General features: G+C 61.4%; 17 protein-coding genes. 5 read left to right on the top strand and 12 right to left on the bottom strand.

Annotated features, from left to right (window positions below; translation table 11 throughout):
- The first annotated feature begins 79 nt into the window (after window positions 1-79).
- The 5 genes from dnaX (at window position 80) to B0D71_RS12125 (ending at window position 5,854) form a co-directional block, all read left to right on the top strand.
- A complete protein-coding gene (dnaX, locus tag B0D71_RS12105; RefSeq protein ID WP_103394968.1) occupies window positions 80-2,155 on the top strand; it encodes a DNA polymerase III subunit gamma/tau in 2,076 nt (691 codons plus the stop codon).
- A 67-nt stretch (window positions 2,156-2,222) separates the two neighbouring features.
- Window positions 2,223-2,561: a YbaB/EbfC family nucleoid-associated protein gene (locus B0D71_RS12110; protein ID WP_007971455.1), complete on the top strand. Its 339-nt coding sequence runs from the start codon at window positions 2,223-2,225 to the stop codon at window positions 2,559-2,561.
- 261 nt (window positions 2,562-2,822) lie between these two features.
- Window positions 2,823-3,857: an NADP-dependent oxidoreductase gene (locus B0D71_RS12115; protein ID WP_103394969.1), complete on the top strand. Its 1,035-nt coding sequence runs from the start codon at window positions 2,823-2,825 to the stop codon at window positions 3,855-3,857.
- Between the two features lie 79 nt (window positions 3,858-3,936).
- Complete coding sequence (gene recR, locus B0D71_RS12120) at window positions 3,937-4,539, top strand: recombination mediator RecR (protein ID WP_103394970.1); 603 nt, start codon at window positions 3,937-3,939, stop codon at window positions 4,537-4,539.
- Between the two features lie 166 nt (window positions 4,540-4,705).
- Complete coding sequence (locus tag B0D71_RS12125; protein ID WP_103394971.1) at window positions 4,706-5,854, top strand: acyl-CoA dehydrogenase family protein; 1,149 nt, start codon at window positions 4,706-4,708, stop codon at window positions 5,852-5,854.
- A 128-nt stretch (window positions 5,855-5,982) separates the two neighbouring features.
- Here B0D71_RS12125 and B0D71_RS12130 read toward each other — a convergent pair whose 3' ends face one another.
- The 12 genes from B0D71_RS12130 to ccoN form a co-directional block, all read right to left on the bottom strand.
- On the bottom strand, window positions 5,983-6,531 hold the full coding sequence (locus B0D71_RS12130) for an adenine phosphoribosyltransferase (protein WP_103394972.1): 549 nt from the start codon (window positions 6,529-6,531) through the stop codon (window positions 5,983-5,985).
- 80 nt (window positions 6,532-6,611) lie between these two features.
- Window positions 6,612-7,346 carry a fumarate/nitrate reduction transcriptional regulator Fnr gene (gene fnr / locus B0D71_RS12135; protein ID WP_007995802.1) on the bottom strand — a complete coding sequence of 245 codons (735 nt, stop codon included), beginning with the start codon at window positions 7,344-7,346 and terminating at the stop codon, window positions 6,612-6,614.
- A 90-nt stretch (window positions 7,347-7,436) separates the two neighbouring features.
- Window positions 7,437-8,819 (bottom strand): oxygen-independent coproporphyrinogen III oxidase, encoded by a 1,383-nt coding sequence (hemN, locus tag B0D71_RS12140; RefSeq protein WP_103395263.1) that lies wholly within the window; start codon window positions 8,817-8,819, stop codon window positions 7,437-7,439.
- Window positions 8,820-9,024: 205 nt separating this feature from the next.
- Entirely contained in the window at window positions 9,025-9,708 is a 684-nt protein-coding gene (locus B0D71_RS12145) for a sulfite exporter TauE/SafE family protein (RefSeq protein ID WP_103394973.1), read from the bottom strand.
- A complete protein-coding gene (gene ccoS, locus B0D71_RS12150) occupies window positions 9,701-9,919 on the bottom strand; it encodes a cbb3-type cytochrome oxidase assembly protein CcoS (protein WP_046041335.1) in 219 nt (72 codons plus the stop codon). The genes B0D71_RS12145 and ccoS overlap by 8 nt, the downstream gene beginning before the upstream one ends.
- 22 nt (window positions 9,920-9,941) lie before the next feature.
- Window positions 9,942-12,392, bottom strand: coding sequence for a heavy metal translocating P-type ATPase (locus tag B0D71_RS12155; protein ID WP_103394974.1), 2,451 nt, complete (start codon window positions 12,390-12,392; stop codon window positions 9,942-9,944).
- Between the two features lie 107 nt (window positions 12,393-12,499).
- The gene (locus B0D71_RS12160) at window positions 12,500-13,039 is read right to left on the bottom strand and encodes a FixH family protein (protein WP_103394975.1); all 540 of its coding nucleotides are present in this window, start codon (window positions 13,037-13,039) and stop codon (window positions 12,500-12,502) included.
- 11 nt (window positions 13,040-13,050) lie between these two features.
- Complete coding sequence (gene ccoG, locus B0D71_RS12165; RefSeq protein ID WP_103394976.1) at window positions 13,051-14,466, bottom strand: cytochrome c oxidase accessory protein CcoG; 1,416 nt, start codon at window positions 14,464-14,466, stop codon at window positions 13,051-13,053.
- A gap of 457 nt (window positions 14,467-14,923) precedes the next feature.
- A complete protein-coding gene (gene ccoP, locus B0D71_RS12170) occupies window positions 14,924-15,901 on the bottom strand; it encodes a cytochrome-c oxidase, cbb3-type subunit III (RefSeq protein WP_103394977.1) in 978 nt (325 codons plus the stop codon).
- Window positions 15,898-16,083, bottom strand: a complete 186-nt coding sequence (locus tag B0D71_RS12175) for a CcoQ/FixQ family Cbb3-type cytochrome c oxidase assembly chaperone (RefSeq protein WP_003175465.1) — start codon at window positions 16,081-16,083, stop codon at window positions 15,898-15,900. The genes ccoP and B0D71_RS12175 overlap by 4 nt, the downstream gene beginning before the upstream one ends.
- A gap of 5 nt (window positions 16,084-16,088) precedes the next feature.
- Window positions 16,089-16,697 (bottom strand): cytochrome-c oxidase, cbb3-type subunit II, encoded by a 609-nt coding sequence (gene ccoO, locus B0D71_RS12180; RefSeq protein ID WP_007905434.1) that lies wholly within the window; start codon window positions 16,695-16,697, stop codon window positions 16,089-16,091.
- Entirely contained in the window at window positions 16,697-18,139 is a 1,443-nt protein-coding gene (gene ccoN, locus B0D71_RS12185) for a cytochrome-c oxidase, cbb3-type subunit I (RefSeq protein ID WP_046041350.1), read from the bottom strand. Before ccoN ends, ccoO begins: the two co-directional genes overlap by 1 nt.
- Between the last annotated feature and the right edge of the window lie 380 nt (window positions 18,140-18,519).

The following is an 18,519-nucleotide window of genomic DNA, read 5'->3' on the forward strand; positions in this document are numbered from 1 at the left end:
CACGAGCGCACCGGATGCAATTTGTGCCTTGCTCCGCTAGCATTAGCCGCTTCTGCTTCCTTCGCTGCGACGGTTTTCGATGAGTTATCAGGTTCTTGCACGTAAATGGCGTCCGCGCTCGTTCCGCGAAATGGTCGGCCAGACCCATGTGCTCAAGGCTCTGATCAATGCCTTGGACAGCCAGCGGCTGCACCACGCGTACCTGTTTACCGGTACCCGCGGGGTCGGCAAGACCACCATCGCGCGGATCATTGCCAAATGCCTGAACTGTGAAACAGGTATCACTTCTTCGCCCTGTGGCGAGTGCTCGGTGTGCCGTGAAATCGACGAAGGCCGCTTTGTCGACCTGATCGAGATCGACGCCGCGAGCCGCACCAAGGTCGAAGACACTCGCGAGTTGCTCGACAACGTGCAGTACGCCCCGAGCCGCGGGCGCTTCAAGGTCTACCTGATCGACGAAGTGCACATGCTCTCCAGCCATTCCTTCAACGCGCTGCTCAAAACCCTCGAGGAGCCGCCACCCTACGTCAAGTTCATCCTGGCCACCACTGATCCGCAGAAACTTCCTGCAACGATCCTGTCACGGTGCCTGCAGTTCTCCCTGAAGAACATGACGCCGGAGCGCGTGGTCGAGCACTTGACCCATGTACTGGGTGTCGAGAACGTGCCGTTCGAGGACGACGCGCTGTGGTTGTTGGGGCGTGCCGCCGACGGGTCGATGCGTGATGCCATGAGCCTGACTGACCAGGCAATTGCCTTCGGTGAAGGCAAGGTCATGGCCGCCGATGTGCGGGCAATGCTCGGGACCCTCGATCACGGCCAGGTCTACGACGTCCTGCATGCGTTGATCGAAGGCGATGCCAAGGCGTTGCTCGAAGCCGTCCGCCACCTGGCCGAACAAGGCCCGGACTGGAACGGCGTGCTTTCGGAAATTCTCAATGTGCTGCACCGCGTCGCCATCGCCCAGGCCTTGCCGGAAGGTGTCGATAACGGTCATGGCGACCGTGATCGCGTGCTGGCACTGGCCCAGGCCTTGCCGGCCGAAGACGTGCAGTTCTACTACCAGATGGGCCTGATCGGCCGCCGCGACCTGCCGCTGGCGCCGGATCCCCGGGGCGGATTTGAAATGGTGTTGCTGCGGATGCTGGCGTTCCGGCCCGCAGACACCGCGGACGCCCCAAGGCAACCGCTAAAGCCAGTGGGGATCAGCCAGGCCACAGTTGATTCCGCAAACTCAGTGGCTGCCGCGCCGGTTGTTGCGCCGGTAGTCGCCGCGGCTGTTGCACCGGTAGCGACTGCGCCAGTGCCTGCACCGGAACCGGTGGCGCCGGTCGTTGCGACTGTGCAAGAGCCTGTGCCTGCGCCTGTGGTTGAAGCGGTGGTGGTCGAAGAGGTTGTCGACCTGCCGTGGAATGATCCGGTCGAGCCAGCGCCCGTTCAGCAACCGGCGGTGGAGCCGGTGCTGGAAACCGCCAGCGAACAACCCGAATTACCGCCGATGCCGTTGCCGACGCCGGACAGCGTGGTGCCGGACGCCCCGGAGTGGGCCGCCACGCCGATCCCGGAACCTTCGGTGGCCGAGGTCGATACCGCGACGCCGGGCATGGACCTGGATGACGAGCCGCCGCTGGACGAGGATTACATCGAGCCGGACATGGATTCGGCCTACAGTTACCTCGACGAACTGGCCAGCGAGCATGCCGCCGACCCGGCTCCCGAGCCCGAGCCGGAACCCGCGGCAATGCCGGCCACCGGTCTGGCCCTGCAATGGCTGGAACTGTTCCCGAAATTGCCGATTTCCGGCATGACCGGCAGCATCGCCGCCAACTGCACGCTGATCGCGGTGGATGGCGACAATTGGCTGATGCACCTGGACCCGGCCCACAGTGCCCTGTTCAACGCCACTCAGCAGCGTCGCCTCAACGATGCGCTGAACCAGTATCACCAGCGCACGCTGACCCTGAGCATCGAGCTGATCAAGCCCGAGCAGGAAACCCCGGCACAGGCCGCTTCACGCCGCCGCGCCAACCGTCAGCGCGAGGCGGAGGAATCGATCCACGGCGATCCGTTCATCCAGCAAATGATGCAACAGTTCGGTGCGGTGGTCCGTAACGATACTATTGAACCTGTCGACGTCCTGGTCACTCAGGGCTAATAACTGAAGGCGTCCGGCCGCATGGGCCGGGCGCTGTTTTAATCCAAGTACTTTTGAGGTGATTACCATGATGAAAGGTGGCATGGCCGGCCTGATGAAGCAGGCGCAGCAGATGCAGGAAAAAATGGCCAAGATGCAGGAAGAACTGGCCAACGCCGAAGTCACCGGTAAAGCCGGTGGCGATATGGTCACCGTGGTGATGACCGGTCGTCATGACGTCAAGAGCGTGACCATCGACCCAAGCCTGGTTGAAGGCATGAGCGAAGACGACAAAGAAATGCTCGAAGCGGTCATCGCCTCCGCGGTCAACGATGCCGTGCGCAAGATCGAAGCCAACAGCCAGGACAAGATGGGCAGCATGACCGCCGGCATGCAACTGCCACCGGGCATGAAACTGCCATTCTGATTCGCCTTCAGGCGGCAGATGAGCTACAAAAAATGCCAGGCATCGCGCCTGGCATTTTTGTTTCTGCTTTTAGGTCTATGTCGGCTGTGCCGGCGCCTTCGCGAGCAGGCTCGCTCCCACAGGGAGCGCATTCCAAGTATGGGAGCGAGCCTGCTCGCGAAGAATTCACCCCGGTCCAACTGAAAACACATCGAACGCCATACCGCCACAAAGGTCTGCTCCCTATATCACCGAACCCCATCGATCAAAGGAGACGCTGCCATGTCCGACCCCATGACCCTCAATCAACGCATTGTCCTGGCTTCTCGCCCGGTAGGCTCGCCAACGCCGGAAAACTTCCGCATGGAGCGGGTGGCGCTGCCGGATCTGGTCGACGGCCAGGTGCTGCTCAAGACCGTTTTCCTGTCGCTCGATCCCTACATGCGCGGGCGCATGAGTGATGCTCCGTCCTACGCCGCACCGGTGGAAATCGGTGAAGTCATGACCGGGGGCGCGGTCAGCCGGGTCGAGCGTTCGCTCAATCCGAAGTTCCAGGCAGGTGATCTGGTGGTCGGTGCCACCGGTTGGCAAAGCCACAGCATCAATGACGGGCGCAGCATCATCCCGGTGCCGTCGGGATTGCCCAGTGCGTCGATGGCCCTCGGAGTCCTGGGGATGCCGGGCATGACCGCGTACATGGGCCTGATGGACATCGGCCAGCCCAAGGCCGGCGAAACCCTGGTGGTGGCGGCCGCGTCCGGCGCGGTGGGCTCGGTGGTTGGCCAGGTGGCGAAGATCAAGGGCCTGCGCGTGGTCGGCGTGGCCGGCGGCGCGGACAAGTGCCGTTATGTGGTCGACGAGTTGGGCTTCGACGCCTGTATCGACCACAAGAGCCCGGACTTTGCGGACGAGCTGGCGCAGGCCTGTCCCAAGGGTATCGACATTTATTATGAGAACGTCGGCGGCAAGGTGTTCGACACCGTGGTGCCGTTGCTCAATCCGAAGGCACGGATTCCACTCTGCGGCCTGATTGCCTCCTATAACGCCCATGAAGCGCCGAGTGGACCGGATCGCCTGCCACTGTTGCAGCGCACCCTGTTGACCAAGCGCGTGCGCATCCAAGGCTTCATCGTGTTCGATGACTATGGTGATCGCCAGCCGGAATTCCTCAGTGCCATGGCGCCCTGGGTGCGCGATGGCAAGGTGAAGTTTCGCGAAGATGTGGTCGATGGCCTGGAACAGGCGCCTGATGCGTTCATCGGCCTGCTGGAGGGGCGTAACTTCGGCAAGTTGGTGGTGCGGGTTTCCCGTGACTGAGTAATTGACGCTGCAATTTGACGCTCAACCGAGGCGCGGGTATAAACCGCGTCTCGTTGTTTTGTCGGACTTTTCCACCATGAGCTTCAGCCCTTTGATTCGCCAACTGATCGACGCCCTGCGAATTTTACCCGGCGTGGGTCAGAAAACCGCCCAGCGCATGGCGTTGCAGTTGCTCGAGCGTGACCGCAGCGGCGGCTCGCGACTGGCGCTGGCCCTGAGCCAGGCCATGGAAGGGGTCGGTCACTGCCGTTTGTGCCGTACGCTGACGGAAGATGATCTGTGCCCGCAATGCGCCGATACCCGTCGCGACGACACCTTGCTCTGCGTGGTGGAAGGCCCGATGGATGTCTATGCGGTGGAGCAGACCGGTTTCCGCGGACGCTATTTTGTGCTCAAGGGCCATCTGTCGCCGCTCGACGGTCTGGGTCCGGAGGCCATCGGCATCCCGCAATTGATGGCACGGATCGAAGAGGCCAGCACGTTCACCGAAGTCATCCTGGCCACCAACCCGACCGTGGAAGGTGAAGCCACCGCGCACTACATCGCCCAATTGCTCAGCAGCAAAGGCCTGATCGCCTCGCGCATCGCCCACGGCGTGCCGCTGGGTGGTGAGCTGGAGATGGTGGATGGCGGGACGCTGGCGCATTCGTTTGCGGGGCGTAAGCCGATCACTCTGTAATGGGGGTGTCTTGGCTGACGCTATCGCTGGCAAGCCAGCTCCTACAATTGATTTGTGTGCACCGCAGATTTCTGTAGGCGCCTCGGTCTATCTGACTCGCACAATCCTGTTGAAAACCAAGCAAGCGCTCGGTTAACTTCACTGACCCCTTCAGTGGAGCTCGCCGATGTCTGCCTTTCAGGAATACTTCGACCCCGACCACCAATTGGTCCGCGACAGCGTCAGACGTTTCGTCGAGCGCGAGATTCTTCCTGATATCGAGCAGTGGGAAGAAGCCGAAAGCTTTCCTCGCGAGCTCTACCTCAAGGCCGGCGCCGCGGGGATTCTCGGCATCGGTTATCCGCAAGCTTACGGAGGCAGCCACGAGGGTGATCTGTTCGCCAAGGTGGCCGCCAGTGAGGAGTTGATGCGCTGCGGTTCAGGCGGGCTGGTGGCCGGCCTGGGTTCACTGGATATCGGCTTGCCGCCCATTCTCAAGTGGGCCCGCCCCGAAGTGCGGGATCGCGTGCTGCCCCAGGTGCTGTCGGGAGAGAAGATCAGCGCCCTGGCCGTTACCGAGCCCGGTGGCGGCTCCGACGTCGCCAACCTGCAAACCCGTGCCGTGCGCGACGGCGACTTTTACCGGGTCAGCGGCAGCAAGACCTTTATCACCAGCGGCGTGCGCGCGGACTTCTATACCGTCGCGGTGCGTACTGGCGAGCCCGGATTCGCCGGCATCAGCCTGTTACTGATCGAGAAGGGCACGCCCGGTTTCACCGTAGGACGGCAACTGAAGAAAATGGGCTGGTGGGCGTCAGATACCGCTGAATTGTTCTTCGATGATTGTCGGGTGCCCGTAGAAAACCTCATCGGCGCCGAGAACATGGGCTTTGCCTGCATCATGGGTAATTTCCAGAGCGAGCGCCTGGCCCTGGCGCTGATGGCCAACATGACCGCACAACTGGCGCTGGAGGAGAGCCTGAAGTGGGCGCGCCAACGCGAAGCCTTCGGCAAACCGATCGGCAAGTTTCAGGTGATCAAGCATCGCCTCGCCGAGATGGCAACCGCGCTGGAAGTGTCCCGGGAGTTCACTTACCGCCAGGCCGCGAAAATGGCGGCGGGAAAGAGTGTGATCAAGGAAATTTCCATGGCCAAGAATTTTGCGACGGATACGGCAGACCGGATCGTGACCGATGCGGTGCAGATACTCGGAGGTCTGGGGTACATGCGTGAAAGCCTGGTGGAGCGGCTGTATCGCGATAACCGGATTCTGTCGATTGGCGGCGGGACGCGGGAAGTGATGAACGAGATCATCAGCAAGCAGATGGGGCTTTGAGTTTGGCGGTGTAGCGGCTGACGCTTTCGCGAGCAGGCTCGCTCCCACAGTGGATTGCATTCTTCCTGACAGATCGCGGTCGAATGTGGGAGCGAGCCTGCTCGCGAATGACGCCGGCCAGGCGCTGCTTACTTGTCGGTAAGGGCAAACTGCGTCAGGCAGAAGGTAGGAATGCCCATGTCTTCCAGGCGCTGCGAACCGCCCAGCTCCGGCAGATCGATGATCGCCGCCGCTTCATGCACCCGGGCGCCCATGCGGCGGATCAGGTTGGCGGCGGCAATCAGGGTGCCGCCGGTCGCGATCAGGTCATCGAACATCACCACCGAATCGCCCTCGCACAGGCTGTCGGCGTGCACTTCAAGGAAGGCTTCGCCGTACTCGGTCGCATAGCCCTCGGCCAGTACGTCAGCCGGCAACTTGCCTTGCTTGCGGAACAGCACCAGTGGCTTGTTCAACTGATAGGCCAACACCGAACCAATCAGGAAACCACGGGCGTCCATCGCACCGATGTGGGTGAAGTCAGCCTCGACGTAACGGTGAGCGAAGCTGTCCATCACCAGGCGCAGGGCCGTGGGCGACTGGAACAGCGGGGTGATGTCGCGAAAGATCACGCCCGGTTTCGGGAAGTCGGTGACAGGGCGGATGAGGGATTTGATGTCGAAGGAGTCGAAGACCATCGTCGTGGTGTCCTGGCAGGGCTGCAAACGACGCATTATAACGGCGGCTGAACCGTTTCGCTCAGCCGCAACGATTTGTATCAGCTTTCCAGTGAACCGCCCGCCAGGGCGCAGAGTTGGATCGGGTCGATAATCCGGATTTCCTTGCCTTCTGCCGCGATCAGTTCGTTTTGCTGGAAGCGCGTGAAGACGCGGGACACGGTCTCCACCGCCAGGCCCAGGTAGTTGCCGATCTCGTTGCGCGACATGCTCAGGCGGAACTGATTGGCGGAAAAACCCCGGGCGCGGAAACGTGCCGAAAGGTTGACCAGGAAGGTGGCAATGCGTTCGTCGGCGGTCTTCTTCGACAACAGCAGCATCATCTGCTGATCGTCACGGATTTCGCGGCTCATCACGCGCATCAACTGACGGCGCAACTGCGGCAGTTGCAGGGCCAGTTCGTCGAGGCGTTCAAAAGGAATTTCACACACCGACGTGGTTTCCAGGGCTTGCGCCGACACCGGGTGCTTTTCGGTGTCCATGCCTGACAGGCCGACCAGTTCGCTGGGCAGGTGGAAACCGGTGAGTTGTTCTTCGCCGGTGTCGCTCAGGCTGAAGGTCTTGAGGGCGCCAGAACGGACCGCGTAAACAGAATCGAAGGTATCGCCCTGGCGAAACAGAAATTCGCCTTTTTTCAGCGGCCGGCCGCGTTTGACGATTTCGTCCAGCGCGTCCATGTCTTCCAGATTCAGCGAAAGTGGCAGGCAAAGAGGGGCCAGGCTGCAATCCTTGCAATGGGCTTGATTATGAGCGCGCAGTTTTACTGGCTCGGACATTTCTTCAATCCTTGTGGGAAATCACACATAAGACGTAAGGGTAACTCACCATAGGATATCGGGGCCAGTCTGGGTCGCTTGCTTGCAGAATTAGATTACGCGTGAAAAGCGCTGGCGACTGTGTTGTTCCAGGTACGCGTCGAAAACCATGCACACCGAGCGGGCCAGCAGCCGCCCGGCGGGCAGGATAGTGATCCTGTCGCGATCGAGTTCGATCAGCCCGTCTTTGGCCATGTCTTGCAGTTGGGGCCAGAGATCGCCGAAGTAGCCCTGGAAGTCGATGTTGAAGGCCCGTTCGATATCAGCGAACTCAAGGCAGAAATTGCAGATCAATTGCTGAATGACCGCGCGCCGCAGCCGGTCATCGGCATTGCACAGCAGGCCGCGGCTGGTGGCCAGTTGCATTGATGCGAGAACGTTCTGGTACTCGTTCAGGTCGCTGCTGTTCTGGCAGTACAGGTCGCCGACCTGGCTGATCGCCGAGACGCCGAGACCGATCAAATCGCAATGACCATGGGTGGTGTAGCCCTGAAAATTGCGTTGCAGGGTCGATTCTTCCTGGGCAATCGCCAGCTCATCGTCAGGCAGGGCGAAGTGGTCCATGCCGATGTAGCGGTAGCCGGCGCTGATCAGTTGCTCAATGGTGCGCTGCAGCATTTCCAGCTTCTGCGCGGGCGTCGGCAGTTCATTGCTGTTGATGCGCCGTTGCGGCATGAAGCGTTCCGGCAGGTGGGCATAGTTGAACACCGATAACCGGTCCGGTTGCAGGCGGATGACCTCATCGACCGTGCGGGCGAAGTTCTCCGGCGTCTGTCTCGGCAGGCCATAAATCAGGTCGATATTGATCGAACGAAACTGCAAAGTGCGGGCGGCGTCGATTACCGCGCGGGTTTCTTCCAGGCTTTGCAGGCGATTGACCGCGCGCTGAACCGCCGGGTCGAGGTCTTGCACGCCGATGCTGACCCGATTGAAGCCCAGTTCGCGCAGCAGGCCCATGGTCGACCAGTCGGCTTCACGCGGGTCGATCTCGATGCCGTAGTCGCCGGAGTCGTCGTCCAGCAAATTGAAGTGGTTGCGCAAATGCGCCATCAACTGGCGCAGTTCATCGTGGCTGAGAAAGGTCGGCGTGCCGCCACCGAAGTGCAGTTGCTCGACTTTCTGCGCAGGGTCGAGGTGGCAGGCAATCAACTGGATTTCCTGTTCCAGGCGCTGCAAATAGGGCTGCGCCCGGCCGCGATCCTTGGTGATGACCTTGTTGCAGGCGCAGTAGTAGCAAATGTTCGCGCAGAACGGCACGTGCACGTACAGCGACAACGGGCGTTGGGCCTTGCGGCTGTCGCGCAGGGCATGAAACAGGTCGAAGGTGCCGACCTGGCTGTCGAATTGCACGGCGGTCGGGTACGAGGTGTAGCGGGGTCCCGCCAGGTCATAACGGCGGATCAGATCGGTGTCCCAACGAATGGCGTCGAGCATCATGCGGGCATTCCCCCGGATTGGCTGGCAGTGTCAGCCACTTTATGCGAGGGCGGGGCGGGGCATCTTGATTTGCATCAAGGGGGTTGTTGGCTTTGATGGGTTTTTGTGGCGAGGGAGCTTGCTCCCGCTGGATTGCGTAGCAGGCCCATCTCTTTGGGGCCGCTTCGCGCCCCAGCGGGAGCAAGCTCCCTCGCCACAGGATCTAGTGCCCCATCAGCCAATGCTGATGCGGCCCCGGTAAGGTCCAGATGCCGAACAGCATCACCAGCAATCCGCCCGCCATCCGTACGCTGCGCTTGCGTAACAGTGCGGTGATGCGCTCGGCGGCAAGGCCGGTCGCCAGCAGCACCGGCCAGGTGCCGAGCCCGAATGCGAGCATCAACAATGCGCTGTCCAGCGCGTTGCCCTGACTGGCCGACCATAGCAAGGTGCTGTAGACCAGGCCGCACGGCAGCCAGCCCCAAAGCGCACCCAACAGCAACGCACGCGGCACGCTCGACACCGGCAGCAAGCGGTTGGCGACTGGCTGGATGTGTCGCCATAAGCCTCGACCGAGGCTTTCGATACGGGTCAGGCCGCTCCACCAGCCGGCCAGGTACAGGCCCATGGCAATCAACAGCAAGCCGGCGAGGATGCGCAAGAACATCGCTGCCGGGCTGCTGGCCACGGCCCAGCCGGCCAGGCCGATCAGCAGTCCGGCGCAGGCATAACTCAGAATCCGTCCCAGGTTGTAGGCCAGCAGCAGGCGAAAGCGGCGGCTGCGTTGTTCTTTGGGAATGGCCAGGGTCAGCGCGCCCATCAAGCCGCCGCACATGCCCAGGCAATGGCCGCCGCCGAGCAAGCCGAGGATCACCGCCGACACCAACAGTGGCGCCAATTCAAGCATGGGGCGGGGCCTTGTCTTGCGGCTTGGTCGGTTGGCCGCTGGCCTCATCGACGGCGGCGGTGTGGTTCGGGTCCTGGTCGTCGAACAGGATGCTGTGGGCCGGGCCGTCGAGGTCGTCGTACTGCCCGCTGTCGACCGCCCAGAAGAAGATATAGACGGCGATGGCCACGATCAGCAACGCAGCGGGAATCATTACGTAAAGAGCTGGCATCTGGACTCCATGCCCACGCGGCTCAAGCCGGCAGCGGGCGGGTTTCTGGCGTGCTGGAGAGGGCGGGCGCGCTCGGCATGCGAGTCAGGCGCAGCGCGTTCAACACCACGGTCAACGAACTGATCGACATGCCCACCGCCGCCCAGACCGGAGTGATCCAGCCGAGGGCGGCGAAGGGCAGCATGAGGCCATTGTACAACCCTGCCCACAACAGGTTCTCGATAATGACCCGGCGGGTGCGCCGCGCCAGGCTGAAGGCTTGCACCAGCGCCTCGAGGCGGTTGGACAGCAACACGGCATCGGCACTGGTTTTCGCCAGGTCGGTGGCCGAGCCCATGGCGACACTGATGTCCGCAGCCGCCAGCACCGGCACGTCATTGACCCCGTCACCCAGCATCAACACCTTGCGACCTTCTTTGTGCAGTTGTTGCAGGACCTGCAGTTTATCGTCCGGACGCAATCCGCCACGGGCTTCATCGATACCCAGTTCCGCCGCCACGCTGGCGACCATCGGTGAACTGTCGCCAGACAACAGCAGCGTGCGCCAGCCACGCGCCTTGCACGCGGCCAATAGCGCAGGCGCATCGGCACGCAAGCGATCATCGAGGACGAACCAGGCCAGCGGTCCCTGGCTGTCGCCGAGCAGCAGCCATTGGCCGGCTTCATCGGGCATCGACGGCACCACGGCGGCGCTGAGCTCGCAAACGAATCCCGGTTGGCCGATGCGCAGGCGTCGCCCGTCAACCAGTCCCTCCAGGCCAAGGCCCGAGGTGCTGTGGACTTCTTCGGCAGCCATCGGCGCGCGTCCGAATGCACGGGCGATCGGGTGTTCGGAGCGATTTTCCAGGGCGGCGGCGAGGCCCAGGCATTGATCGCTGTCGAGCGTGCCGAGAGGGCGGATCGAGCGCAGCGCCAGGCGTCCTTCGGTGAGGGTGCCGGTCTTGTCGAAAATCACCGTGTCGATCTGGTTCAGGCCTTCCAGCACATGGCCGCGGGTCAGCAGCAGACCGAGTTTGTGCAAGGTACCGGTGGCAGCGGTGAGGGCGGTTGGTGTCGCCAGTGACAGGGCGCACGGGCAGGTCGCCACGAGCATCGCCAGCACAATCCAGAAAGCTCGCGAGGCATCCAGTTCCCACCACAGCAGACCAATGGCGGCGGCAGCGATCAGCGACAACAGCAGGAACCATTGCGCGGCGCGGTCGGCGATTTCCGCCAGGCGCGGCTTTTCGGCCTGGGCACGATCGAGCAGGCGAACGATGGCCGAGAGGCGAGTGTCCTGGCCCAAGGCCTGAACCTCGACGGTCAGCGCGCCTTCGACGTTCAGGGTGCCGGCAGTGACCGCATCGCCAAGAGTGCGCGGTTGTGGCAGGTATTCGCCGGTCAGCAGCGACTCGTCGACACTCGACTGACCGTCGAGGATCTTGCCGTCAGCCGGGAGAATGGCGCCCGGATGAACCAGCACTTGATCGCCGACACGCAGCTCGCTGAGCAGAATGCGTTCGCTCTGGCCGTCAGGCATTAATCGCAGGCACGAGGCGGGCAACAGATTCACCAGCTGCGCGGTGGCGGCAGCCGTGCGCTCGCGGGCGCGCCGTTCCAGATAACGCCCGGCGAGCAGGAACAGGGCAAACATGCCGACGGCATCGAAATACAGTTCGCCAACCCCGGTGATCGACGTCCAGATCCCGGCAATGTAGGCGCTGCCAATCGCCAGCGACACCGAAACGTCCATGGTCAGGTGGCGGGTGCGCAGATCGCGCATGGCGCCTTTGAAAAACGGCGCGCAGCTGTAGAACACGATCGGGGTGGTGAGGAATAGCGCGACCCAGCGCAGGATGGTGTGCATTTCGGGGCTGAGGTCGATGTTGAATTCAGGCCAGGTGGCCATGGTTGCCATCATCGCCTGGAACCACAGCAGCCCGGCCACGCCGAGTTGGCGCAGGGCCAGGCGGTTTTCGCTGGCCAGTTGTTCGCTGGCGCGGTCGGCCTGGTACGGGTGTGCGGCGTAACCGATGTGGCGCAGTTCACTGAGGACCTGGCTCAGCGGTAATTGCCCATCGGCCCAGCGTACGTGCAAGCGGTGGTTGGACAGGTTCAGGCGTGCTTCGGCCACCGCCGGCAAGGTGCGCAGGTGTTTTTCGATCAGCCAGCCACAGGCGGCACAACTGATGCCTTCCATCAGCAGCGTGGTTTCGGCGAGTTCGCCATCGTGGCGGACAAAGGGCTGCTGCACATCGGCGCGGTCGTACAGCGCCAGTTCGTCCACCAGTTGCACCGGCAGCGCTTCGGGGTTGGCCGAGGCTTCGCTGCGGTGCTGGTAATAGCTTTCCAGGCCGCCAGCGACGATGGCCTCGGCCACGGCCTGGCAACCCGGGCAGCAGAACTCGCGGGACTCCCCGAGCACGACGGCGGTGAAGCGGCTGCCGGTCGGGACGGGCAGGGCGCAGTGGTAGCAGGGTAGTGGGGTGGTCATGGTTGATCTATGGCGTCTGGGTGGGCCTCATCGCCGGCAAGCCGGCTCCTACAAAGTTCGCGTGATTCTGTAGGAGCCGGCTTGCCGGCGATGCGCGAAGCGCGGCTTTATTTCTTCAGGTCTTCCGCGCCTTGCAGCGGTTCGTCGCCCAGCAGCAGGTCCTTGTCATGGCTGACCAGTTCCTCTTCGAACATGCGCCAGATGTGCTCGTCCTGAGTGCCGAGCAACTCGACAAAACGCCGGCCTTCGACTTTGTCGCTCAACTGGCCGATGTAGCGGCCCTGTTCGGTTTCGCTGCGGCTCAGGGTGATCTTGCGGTCTTTTTCCGGCTGGGTTGGCGAGATCAGGTTCAGCTCCAGGGTCTTGGGCTGGCTGTCGCCGCTCAGGCGCAGGTCAACTTCGCCGGTCACGCCATCGAGATGAACACTGGCGCGCATTTTCAGGGTCTGGGCCAGCAGCTCACGGTCGAGGGAGCGGTTGATGCCTTTGCCGGCCTCGTAGTAGTTGTCGTTGACCAGGTTGTCCGGGTTCTTCACCGCGATGGTCACCATGGACAAGGTCAACGTCACCGAGCAAGCCAGGATCCCGATGATGATCCACGGCCAGAGGTGCTTGTACCAGGGACTTGCGGCATTTGCAGCGGGCATGTTCAGTTCTCTCAACGATTTTGTGGGCCGATGAACCGGCTCTTGGCTTCAATGTGGACGCTGTCGTCATCGGCATCCTTGAGGATGAATTTCACCTCGTTAGTGCTCGACGGCAGTTTTTCCGGTGCGACGGACAGCTCGGCCGGCTGGCTGACGATCTCGCCGGCCGCGACCTTGATCTCGCGCCGGCCCTGCAATTTGAGATCCGGCAGGCCAGAGGCTTCGAGCAGGTAGGTATGGTCGCGCTGGTCCTTGTTCATGATTTTCAGGCTGTAGACGTTTTCGATCCGGCCTTCGGCGTTTTCGCGGTACAGCACGCGGTCCTTGCTGACATCGAACCCCACCAGCGAACGCATGAAGAATGCGGTCACCAGCAAGCTGATCATCGCCAGCAGCACCACGGCATAGCCGATCAGGCGCGGACGCAGTTTATGGGTTTTCTGCCCCGACAGGTTGTGCTCGGTGGTGTAGCTGATCAGCCCGCGCGGGTATTCCATCTTGTCCATGATGGCGTCACAGGCATCGATGCAGGCGGCGCAACCGATGCATTCGATTTGCAGGCCGTCGCGGATGTCGATACCGGTCGGGCAGACCTGGACGCACATGGTGCAGTCGATGCAGTCACCCAGGCCCTGGGCCTTGTAGTCGATGCCTTTCTTGCGCGGGCCACGGCTTTCACCACGGCGCGGGTCGTAGGAAACGATCAGGGTGTCCTTGTCGAACATCACGCTCTGGAAGCGTGCGTACGGGCACATGTAGATGCACACCTGTTCGCGCAACCAGCCGGCGTTGCCGTAGGTGGCGAGGGTGAAGAACCCGACCCAGAAGTACGACCAGCCATCCGCCTGGCCTGTGAAGAAGTCGAACACCAGTTCGCGGATCGGCGAGAAGTAGCCGACGAAGGTCATGCCGGTGACGAAGCCGATCAACAGCCACAGGGTGTGCTTGCTGAACTTGCGCAGGAACTTGTTGGCGCTCATCGGCGCCTTGTCGAGCTTGATGCGTTGGTTGCGGTCGCCTTCGGTGACTTTTTCGCACCACATGAAGATCCAGGTCCAGACGCTTTGCGGGCAGGTATATCCGCACCAGACCCGTCCGGCGTACACGGTGATGAAGAACAGGCCGAACGCGGCGATGATCAACATGCCGGACAGCAGAATGAAGTCCTGGGGCCAGAAGGTGGCGCCGAAAATGAAGAACTTGCGCTCGGGCAGGTTCCACCAGACGGCCTGATGGCCACCCCAGTTCAGCCACACCGTGCCGAAATACAGCAGGAACAACACGGCGCCGCCGGTCATCCGCAGGTTGCGAAACAGGCCGGTGAAGGCGCGGGTGTAGATTTTTTCCCTGGAGGCGTAGAGGTCGACGCTGTTGTTCGCGTTCTTGCTGGGTGGCGTGACGTCGTGTACCGGAATCTGGTTGCTCATCATTGCATCCCACGGCAGTGGAAAAGTGCCTCGGTCAGTACGTGCCGACCGCGGTCAAAAAGGGGTGTTGCAGTGGCTCAATGATACGCCTGTCGCTCTAGCCTGCGGGTGCGACCTTTGGTCACGTTTGGCAAAATCATTTGATGGTGTAATGACTTGAATCAATTGACTTGGGAATTATGGACGGTTTTCAGGTGCGGGCGGAATCAAATCTATGATGACTGCTCGCTCAGGGTTGAAGTCGATGTTGTCTTCAGGCAACGCAACAACCTGTAGGAGCCAGCTTGCTGGCGATGGAGTCAGGTGCGCCGCGTTGAACCAGAGCGCACGCGTTGTCGTTAACGACCATCGCCAGCAAGCTGGCTCCTACAGGTTCCCGGGAATGCGTGAAGAACCATAAAAAAGGCCCCGCCAATTCTCATTGGCGGGGCCTTTTTTGTTGCTTCAAGCGTTTGCCTTACTGGGCGTCCGCTGCCTTCTCACCGTGAGACAGGCTGTAGACGTAAGCGGCCAGCAGGTGAACCTTGTCGTTACCCTGCATCTGCTCTTGCGCAGGCATCTGGCCCTGACGGCCATAACGGATGGTCTGCTGCAGTTGAGCGAAGCTCGAACCGTAGATGAACGCGGCCGGGTGAGTCAGGTTAGGTGCGCCCATCGCTGGCGTGCCTTTGCCTTCCGGACCATGGCAGGCCACGCAGTTGGTGGCGAACAGTTTCTGCCCGGCAACCGGGTCGGCCTTGGTGCCTTCCGGCAGCTTGCGGCCATCGAGGTTGGTCAGGACAAACGCGGCCACATCGGCCACGCCTTGCTCGCCGATCACTTCAGCCCACGCCGGCATCACGGCATGACGACCGCCCATGATGGTGGTCTTGATGGTTTCCGGCTCGCCACCCCAGCGCCAGTCGGCGTCGGTCAGGTTAGGGAAGCCATAGGCGCCCTTGGCGTCGGAACCGTGGCAAACCGAGCAGTTGGAGGCGAACAGGCGGCCACCCATCTTCAGGGCTTGCGGGTCCTTGGCCACTTCTTCGATTGGCATGGCGGCGAACTTGGCGAAGATCGGACCGAACTTGGCATCCGACTTGGCCATTTCCTTTTCCCACTCGTGAACGCCGGTCCAGCCGGTCTGGCCGTTGGCGAACGGGGTCTGCTTCTCGTTGTCGAGGTAGCCGTAACCCGGCAGTAGGCCCTTCCAGTTACCCAGGCCCGGATACAGCGCCAGGTAGCCCAATGCGAAGATGATGGTGCCCACGAACAGCATGAACCACCATTTCGGCAGCGGGTTGTCGTACTCCTCGATCCCGTCGAAGGAGTGCCCGACCGTCTCGTCTGTCTGCTCGGTGCGCTGGCCCTTGCGGGTGGACAGCAGCAGCCAGGTCAGGGCGAAGATGGTGCCGAGACTGAGGACTGTGACGTACAGACTCCAGAATGTAGTCATTCTTTGTTACTCCTAGAAGCTTGCTCGACGTGCTTGATGGCTTCGGGATCATCCGCGAAAGGCAGCAAGGTCGCGTCTTCAAACTCCGACTTGCGCTTGGGACTGAACACCCACAGTGCCAGTCCAATGAAGGCCACCATCACGACAACGGTGCCCAGGCCACGAATCATCCCGATATCCATCTAAATCACCGTTTGCTTTTGATGATGGTGCCCAGGCCTTGCAGATAGGCCACCAGCGCGTCCATTTCGGTTTTGCCCTTCACGGCATCCTTGGCACCGGCGATGTCTTCGTCGGTGTAAGGGACGCCGAGCGTGCGCAAGACTTCCATTTTCTTCGCGGTGTCCTTGCCGTCGAGCTTGTTTTCCACGAGGAACGGGTAGGCAGGCATCTTCGACTCCGGCACGACGTTGCGCGGGTTGTACAAATGCGCACGCTGCCAGTCATCGGAGTAACGACCGCCGACGCGGGCCAGGTCCGGACCGGTACGCTTGGAACCCCACAGGAACGGGTGGTCCCAGACGCTTTCACCGGCGACCGAGTAGTGGCCGTAGCGTTCGGTTTCGGCACGGAACGGACGGATCATCTGCGAGTGGCAGCCGACACAACCGTTGGCGATATAAACGTCCCGGCCTTCCAGCTCAAGGGCGGTGCGGGGCTTCATGCCCTCGACCGGCTTGTTGGTGACATCCTGGAAAAACAGCGGAACGATCTGGGTCAGACCGCCGACGCTGACGGCGATGACCATGAAGAAGGCCAGCAGGCCAATATTCTTCTCGACTGCTTCATGCTTCATCAGTGAGCTCCAACTACGGCAATCTGTTCGGCGGCTTTGGCTTCAGCCGGGTTCGAGGCACGTACGGTACGGAAGACGTTGTAGGCCATGAACAGCATGCCGGTGGCGAAGAACGCACCGCCCAGGGCGCGAACGATGAAGCCTGGGTGGCTGGCTTGCAACGCTTCGACGAACGAGTAGGTGAGGGTGCCGTCGTCGTTGATTGCACGCCACATCAGGCCTTGGGTGATGCCGTTGACCCACATCGATGCGATGTACAGAACGGTACCGATGGTTGCGAGCCAGAAGTGGGTGTTGATCAGGCCGGTGCTGTGCATCTGCGCACGACCGAACAGTTTCGGGATCATGTGGTAGATGGCGCCGATCGAGATCATCGCCACCCAGCCCAGAGCGCCGGCGTGTACGTGGCCGATGGTCCAGTCGGTGTAGTGCGACAGCGAGTTGACGGTCTTGATGGCCATCATCGGGCCTTCGAAGGTCGACATGCCGTAGAACGCCAGGGACACGACCAGGAAGCGCAGGATCGGGTCGGTGCGCAGCTTATGCCAGGCGCCCGACAGGGTCATCATGCCGTTGATCATGCCGCCCCAGCTCGGCGCCAGCAGGATGATCGACATCGCCATGCCCAGCGATTGAGCCCAGTCCGGCAGCGCGGTGTAGTGCAGGTGGTGCGGGCCGGCCCAGATGTACAGGGTGATCAGTGCCCAGAAGTGCACGATCGACAGGCGATAGGAGTAGATCGGACGCTCGGCCTGTTTCGGCACGAAGTAGTACATCATCCCCAGGAAGCCGGTGGTCAGGAAGAAGCCCACGGCGTTGTGGCCGTACCACCACTGGATCATCGCGTCCGTCGCACCCGAGTAGGCCGAGTAGGACTTGAACAGGCTGACCGGCAGCGACATGTGGTTGACGATGTGCAGCATCGCGGTCACGACGATGAACGCGCCGTAGAACCAGTTACCCACATAGATGTGCTTGGTCTTGCGCTTGACGATGGTGCCGAAGAACACCAGACCGTAGGTGACCCAGACAATGGCCAGCAGAATAGCCAGGGGCCATTCCAGTTCCGCGTATTCCTTGGTGGTGGTGAAACCCATCGGCAAGGTAATGATCGCGCCGACGATCACCGCTTGCCATCCCCAGAAGGTGAAGGCGGCGAGGCTGTCGGAAATCAGTCGCGTTTGGCAGGTTCGCTGCACGACGTAATAAGAAGTGGCAAACAGTGCACATCCACCGAAGGCAAAAATCACCAGGTTGGTGTGCAGCGGGCGCAGGCGTCCAAAGCTCGTCCATGGCAGACCGAAGTTCAACTCCGGCCAGACCAGTTGCGAGGCGATGAAGACACCGAGCCCCATGCCAAGGATCCCCCAGACCACCGTCATGATGGCGAACTGGCGGACTACCTTATAGTTATAAGCAGTCGGACTGATTGCTGTGCTCATTCTAAGGTTCCACGGTTTGGGTGTTTTATTAGGATTAAAAATCGGCCGCAAGTATGGAGAAAGCAAGGGGTCATTGCAACGCGCCATGACCTGGGTCAATGCTTTCAAATGCTGATTCTGCGGCCTTTCCATGCACCGCGTAAGGACAAAATTGCCCGTGGGCAAAATGTCCTGGCGAACTCGAAAGGCGAGGGGTTCAGGTCACATGTAACGAGGTGTGTTGAAACGCAACGATCGGGTGACCAATGGCAAATGGCGCGACAGCCGGTATTACCGGCCTTTGCGGCCTGTCATCGGGCAGAATCGTCGAACACCTCGCTTCAGATCGACCTGGAACCGGTGCTTGCCGGTCCGCATCGGAGGAAGCTTAGACCTGAATC

Source organism: Pseudomonas laurylsulfativorans (assembly GCF_002906155.1).
Lineage (GTDB): Bacteria > Pseudomonadota > Gammaproteobacteria > Pseudomonadales > Pseudomonadaceae > Aquipseudomonas > Aquipseudomonas laurylsulfativorans.

Coding starts and splice junctions, on each gene's coding strand:
- recR (WP_103394970.1), top strand. CDS start 3,937: ATGAGCTTCAGCCCTTTGATTCGCCAACTGATCGACGCCCTGCGAATT.
- B0D71_RS12130 (WP_103394972.1), bottom strand. CDS start 6,531: ATGGTCTTCGACTCCTTCGACATCAAATCCCTCATCCGCCCTGTCACC.
- B0D71_RS12160 (WP_103394975.1), bottom strand. CDS start 13,039: ATGCCCGCTGCAAATGCCGCAAGTCCCTGGTACAAGCACCTCTGGCCG.
- B0D71_RS12115 (WP_103394969.1), top strand. CDS start 2,823: ATGTCCGACCCCATGACCCTCAATCAACGCATTGTCCTGGCTTCTCGC.
- fnr (WP_007995802.1), bottom strand. CDS start 7,346: ATGTCCGAGCCAGTAAAACTGCGCGCTCATAATCAAGCCCATTGCAAG.
- ccoS (WP_046041335.1), bottom strand. CDS start 9,919: ATGCCAGCTCTTTACGTAATGATTCCCGCTGCGTTGCTGATCGTGGCC.
- ccoN (WP_046041350.1), bottom strand. CDS start 18,139: ATGAGCACAGCAATCAGTCCGACTGCTTATAACTATAAGGTAGTCCGC.
- ccoG (WP_103394976.1), bottom strand. CDS start 14,466: ATGAGCAACCAGATTCCGGTACACGACGTCACGCCACCCAGCAAGAAC.
- ccoO (WP_007905434.1), bottom strand. CDS start 16,697: ATGAAGCATGAAGCAGTCGAGAAGAATATTGGCCTGCTGGCCTTCTTC.
- B0D71_RS12155 (WP_103394974.1), bottom strand. CDS start 12,392: ATGACCACCCCACTACCCTGCTACCACTGCGCCCTGCCCGTCCCGACC.
- B0D71_RS12145 (WP_103394973.1), bottom strand. CDS start 9,708: ATGCTTGAATTGGCGCCACTGTTGGTGTCGGCGGTGATCCTCGGCTTG.
- B0D71_RS12175 (WP_003175465.1), bottom strand. CDS start 16,083: ATGGATATCGGGATGATTCGTGGCCTGGGCACCGTTGTCGTGATGGTG.
- dnaX (WP_103394968.1), top strand. CDS start 80: ATGAGTTATCAGGTTCTTGCACGTAAATGGCGTCCGCGCTCGTTCCGC.
- ccoP (WP_103394977.1), bottom strand. CDS start 15,901: ATGACTACATTCTGGAGTCTGTACGTCACAGTCCTCAGTCTCGGCACC.
- B0D71_RS12110 (WP_007971455.1), top strand. CDS start 2,223: ATGATGAAAGGTGGCATGGCCGGCCTGATGAAGCAGGCGCAGCAGATG.
- B0D71_RS12125 (WP_103394971.1), top strand. CDS start 4,706: ATGTCTGCCTTTCAGGAATACTTCGACCCCGACCACCAATTGGTCCGC.
- hemN (WP_103395263.1), bottom strand. CDS start 8,819: ATGCTCGACGCCATTCGTTGGGACACCGATCTGATCCGCCGTTATGAC.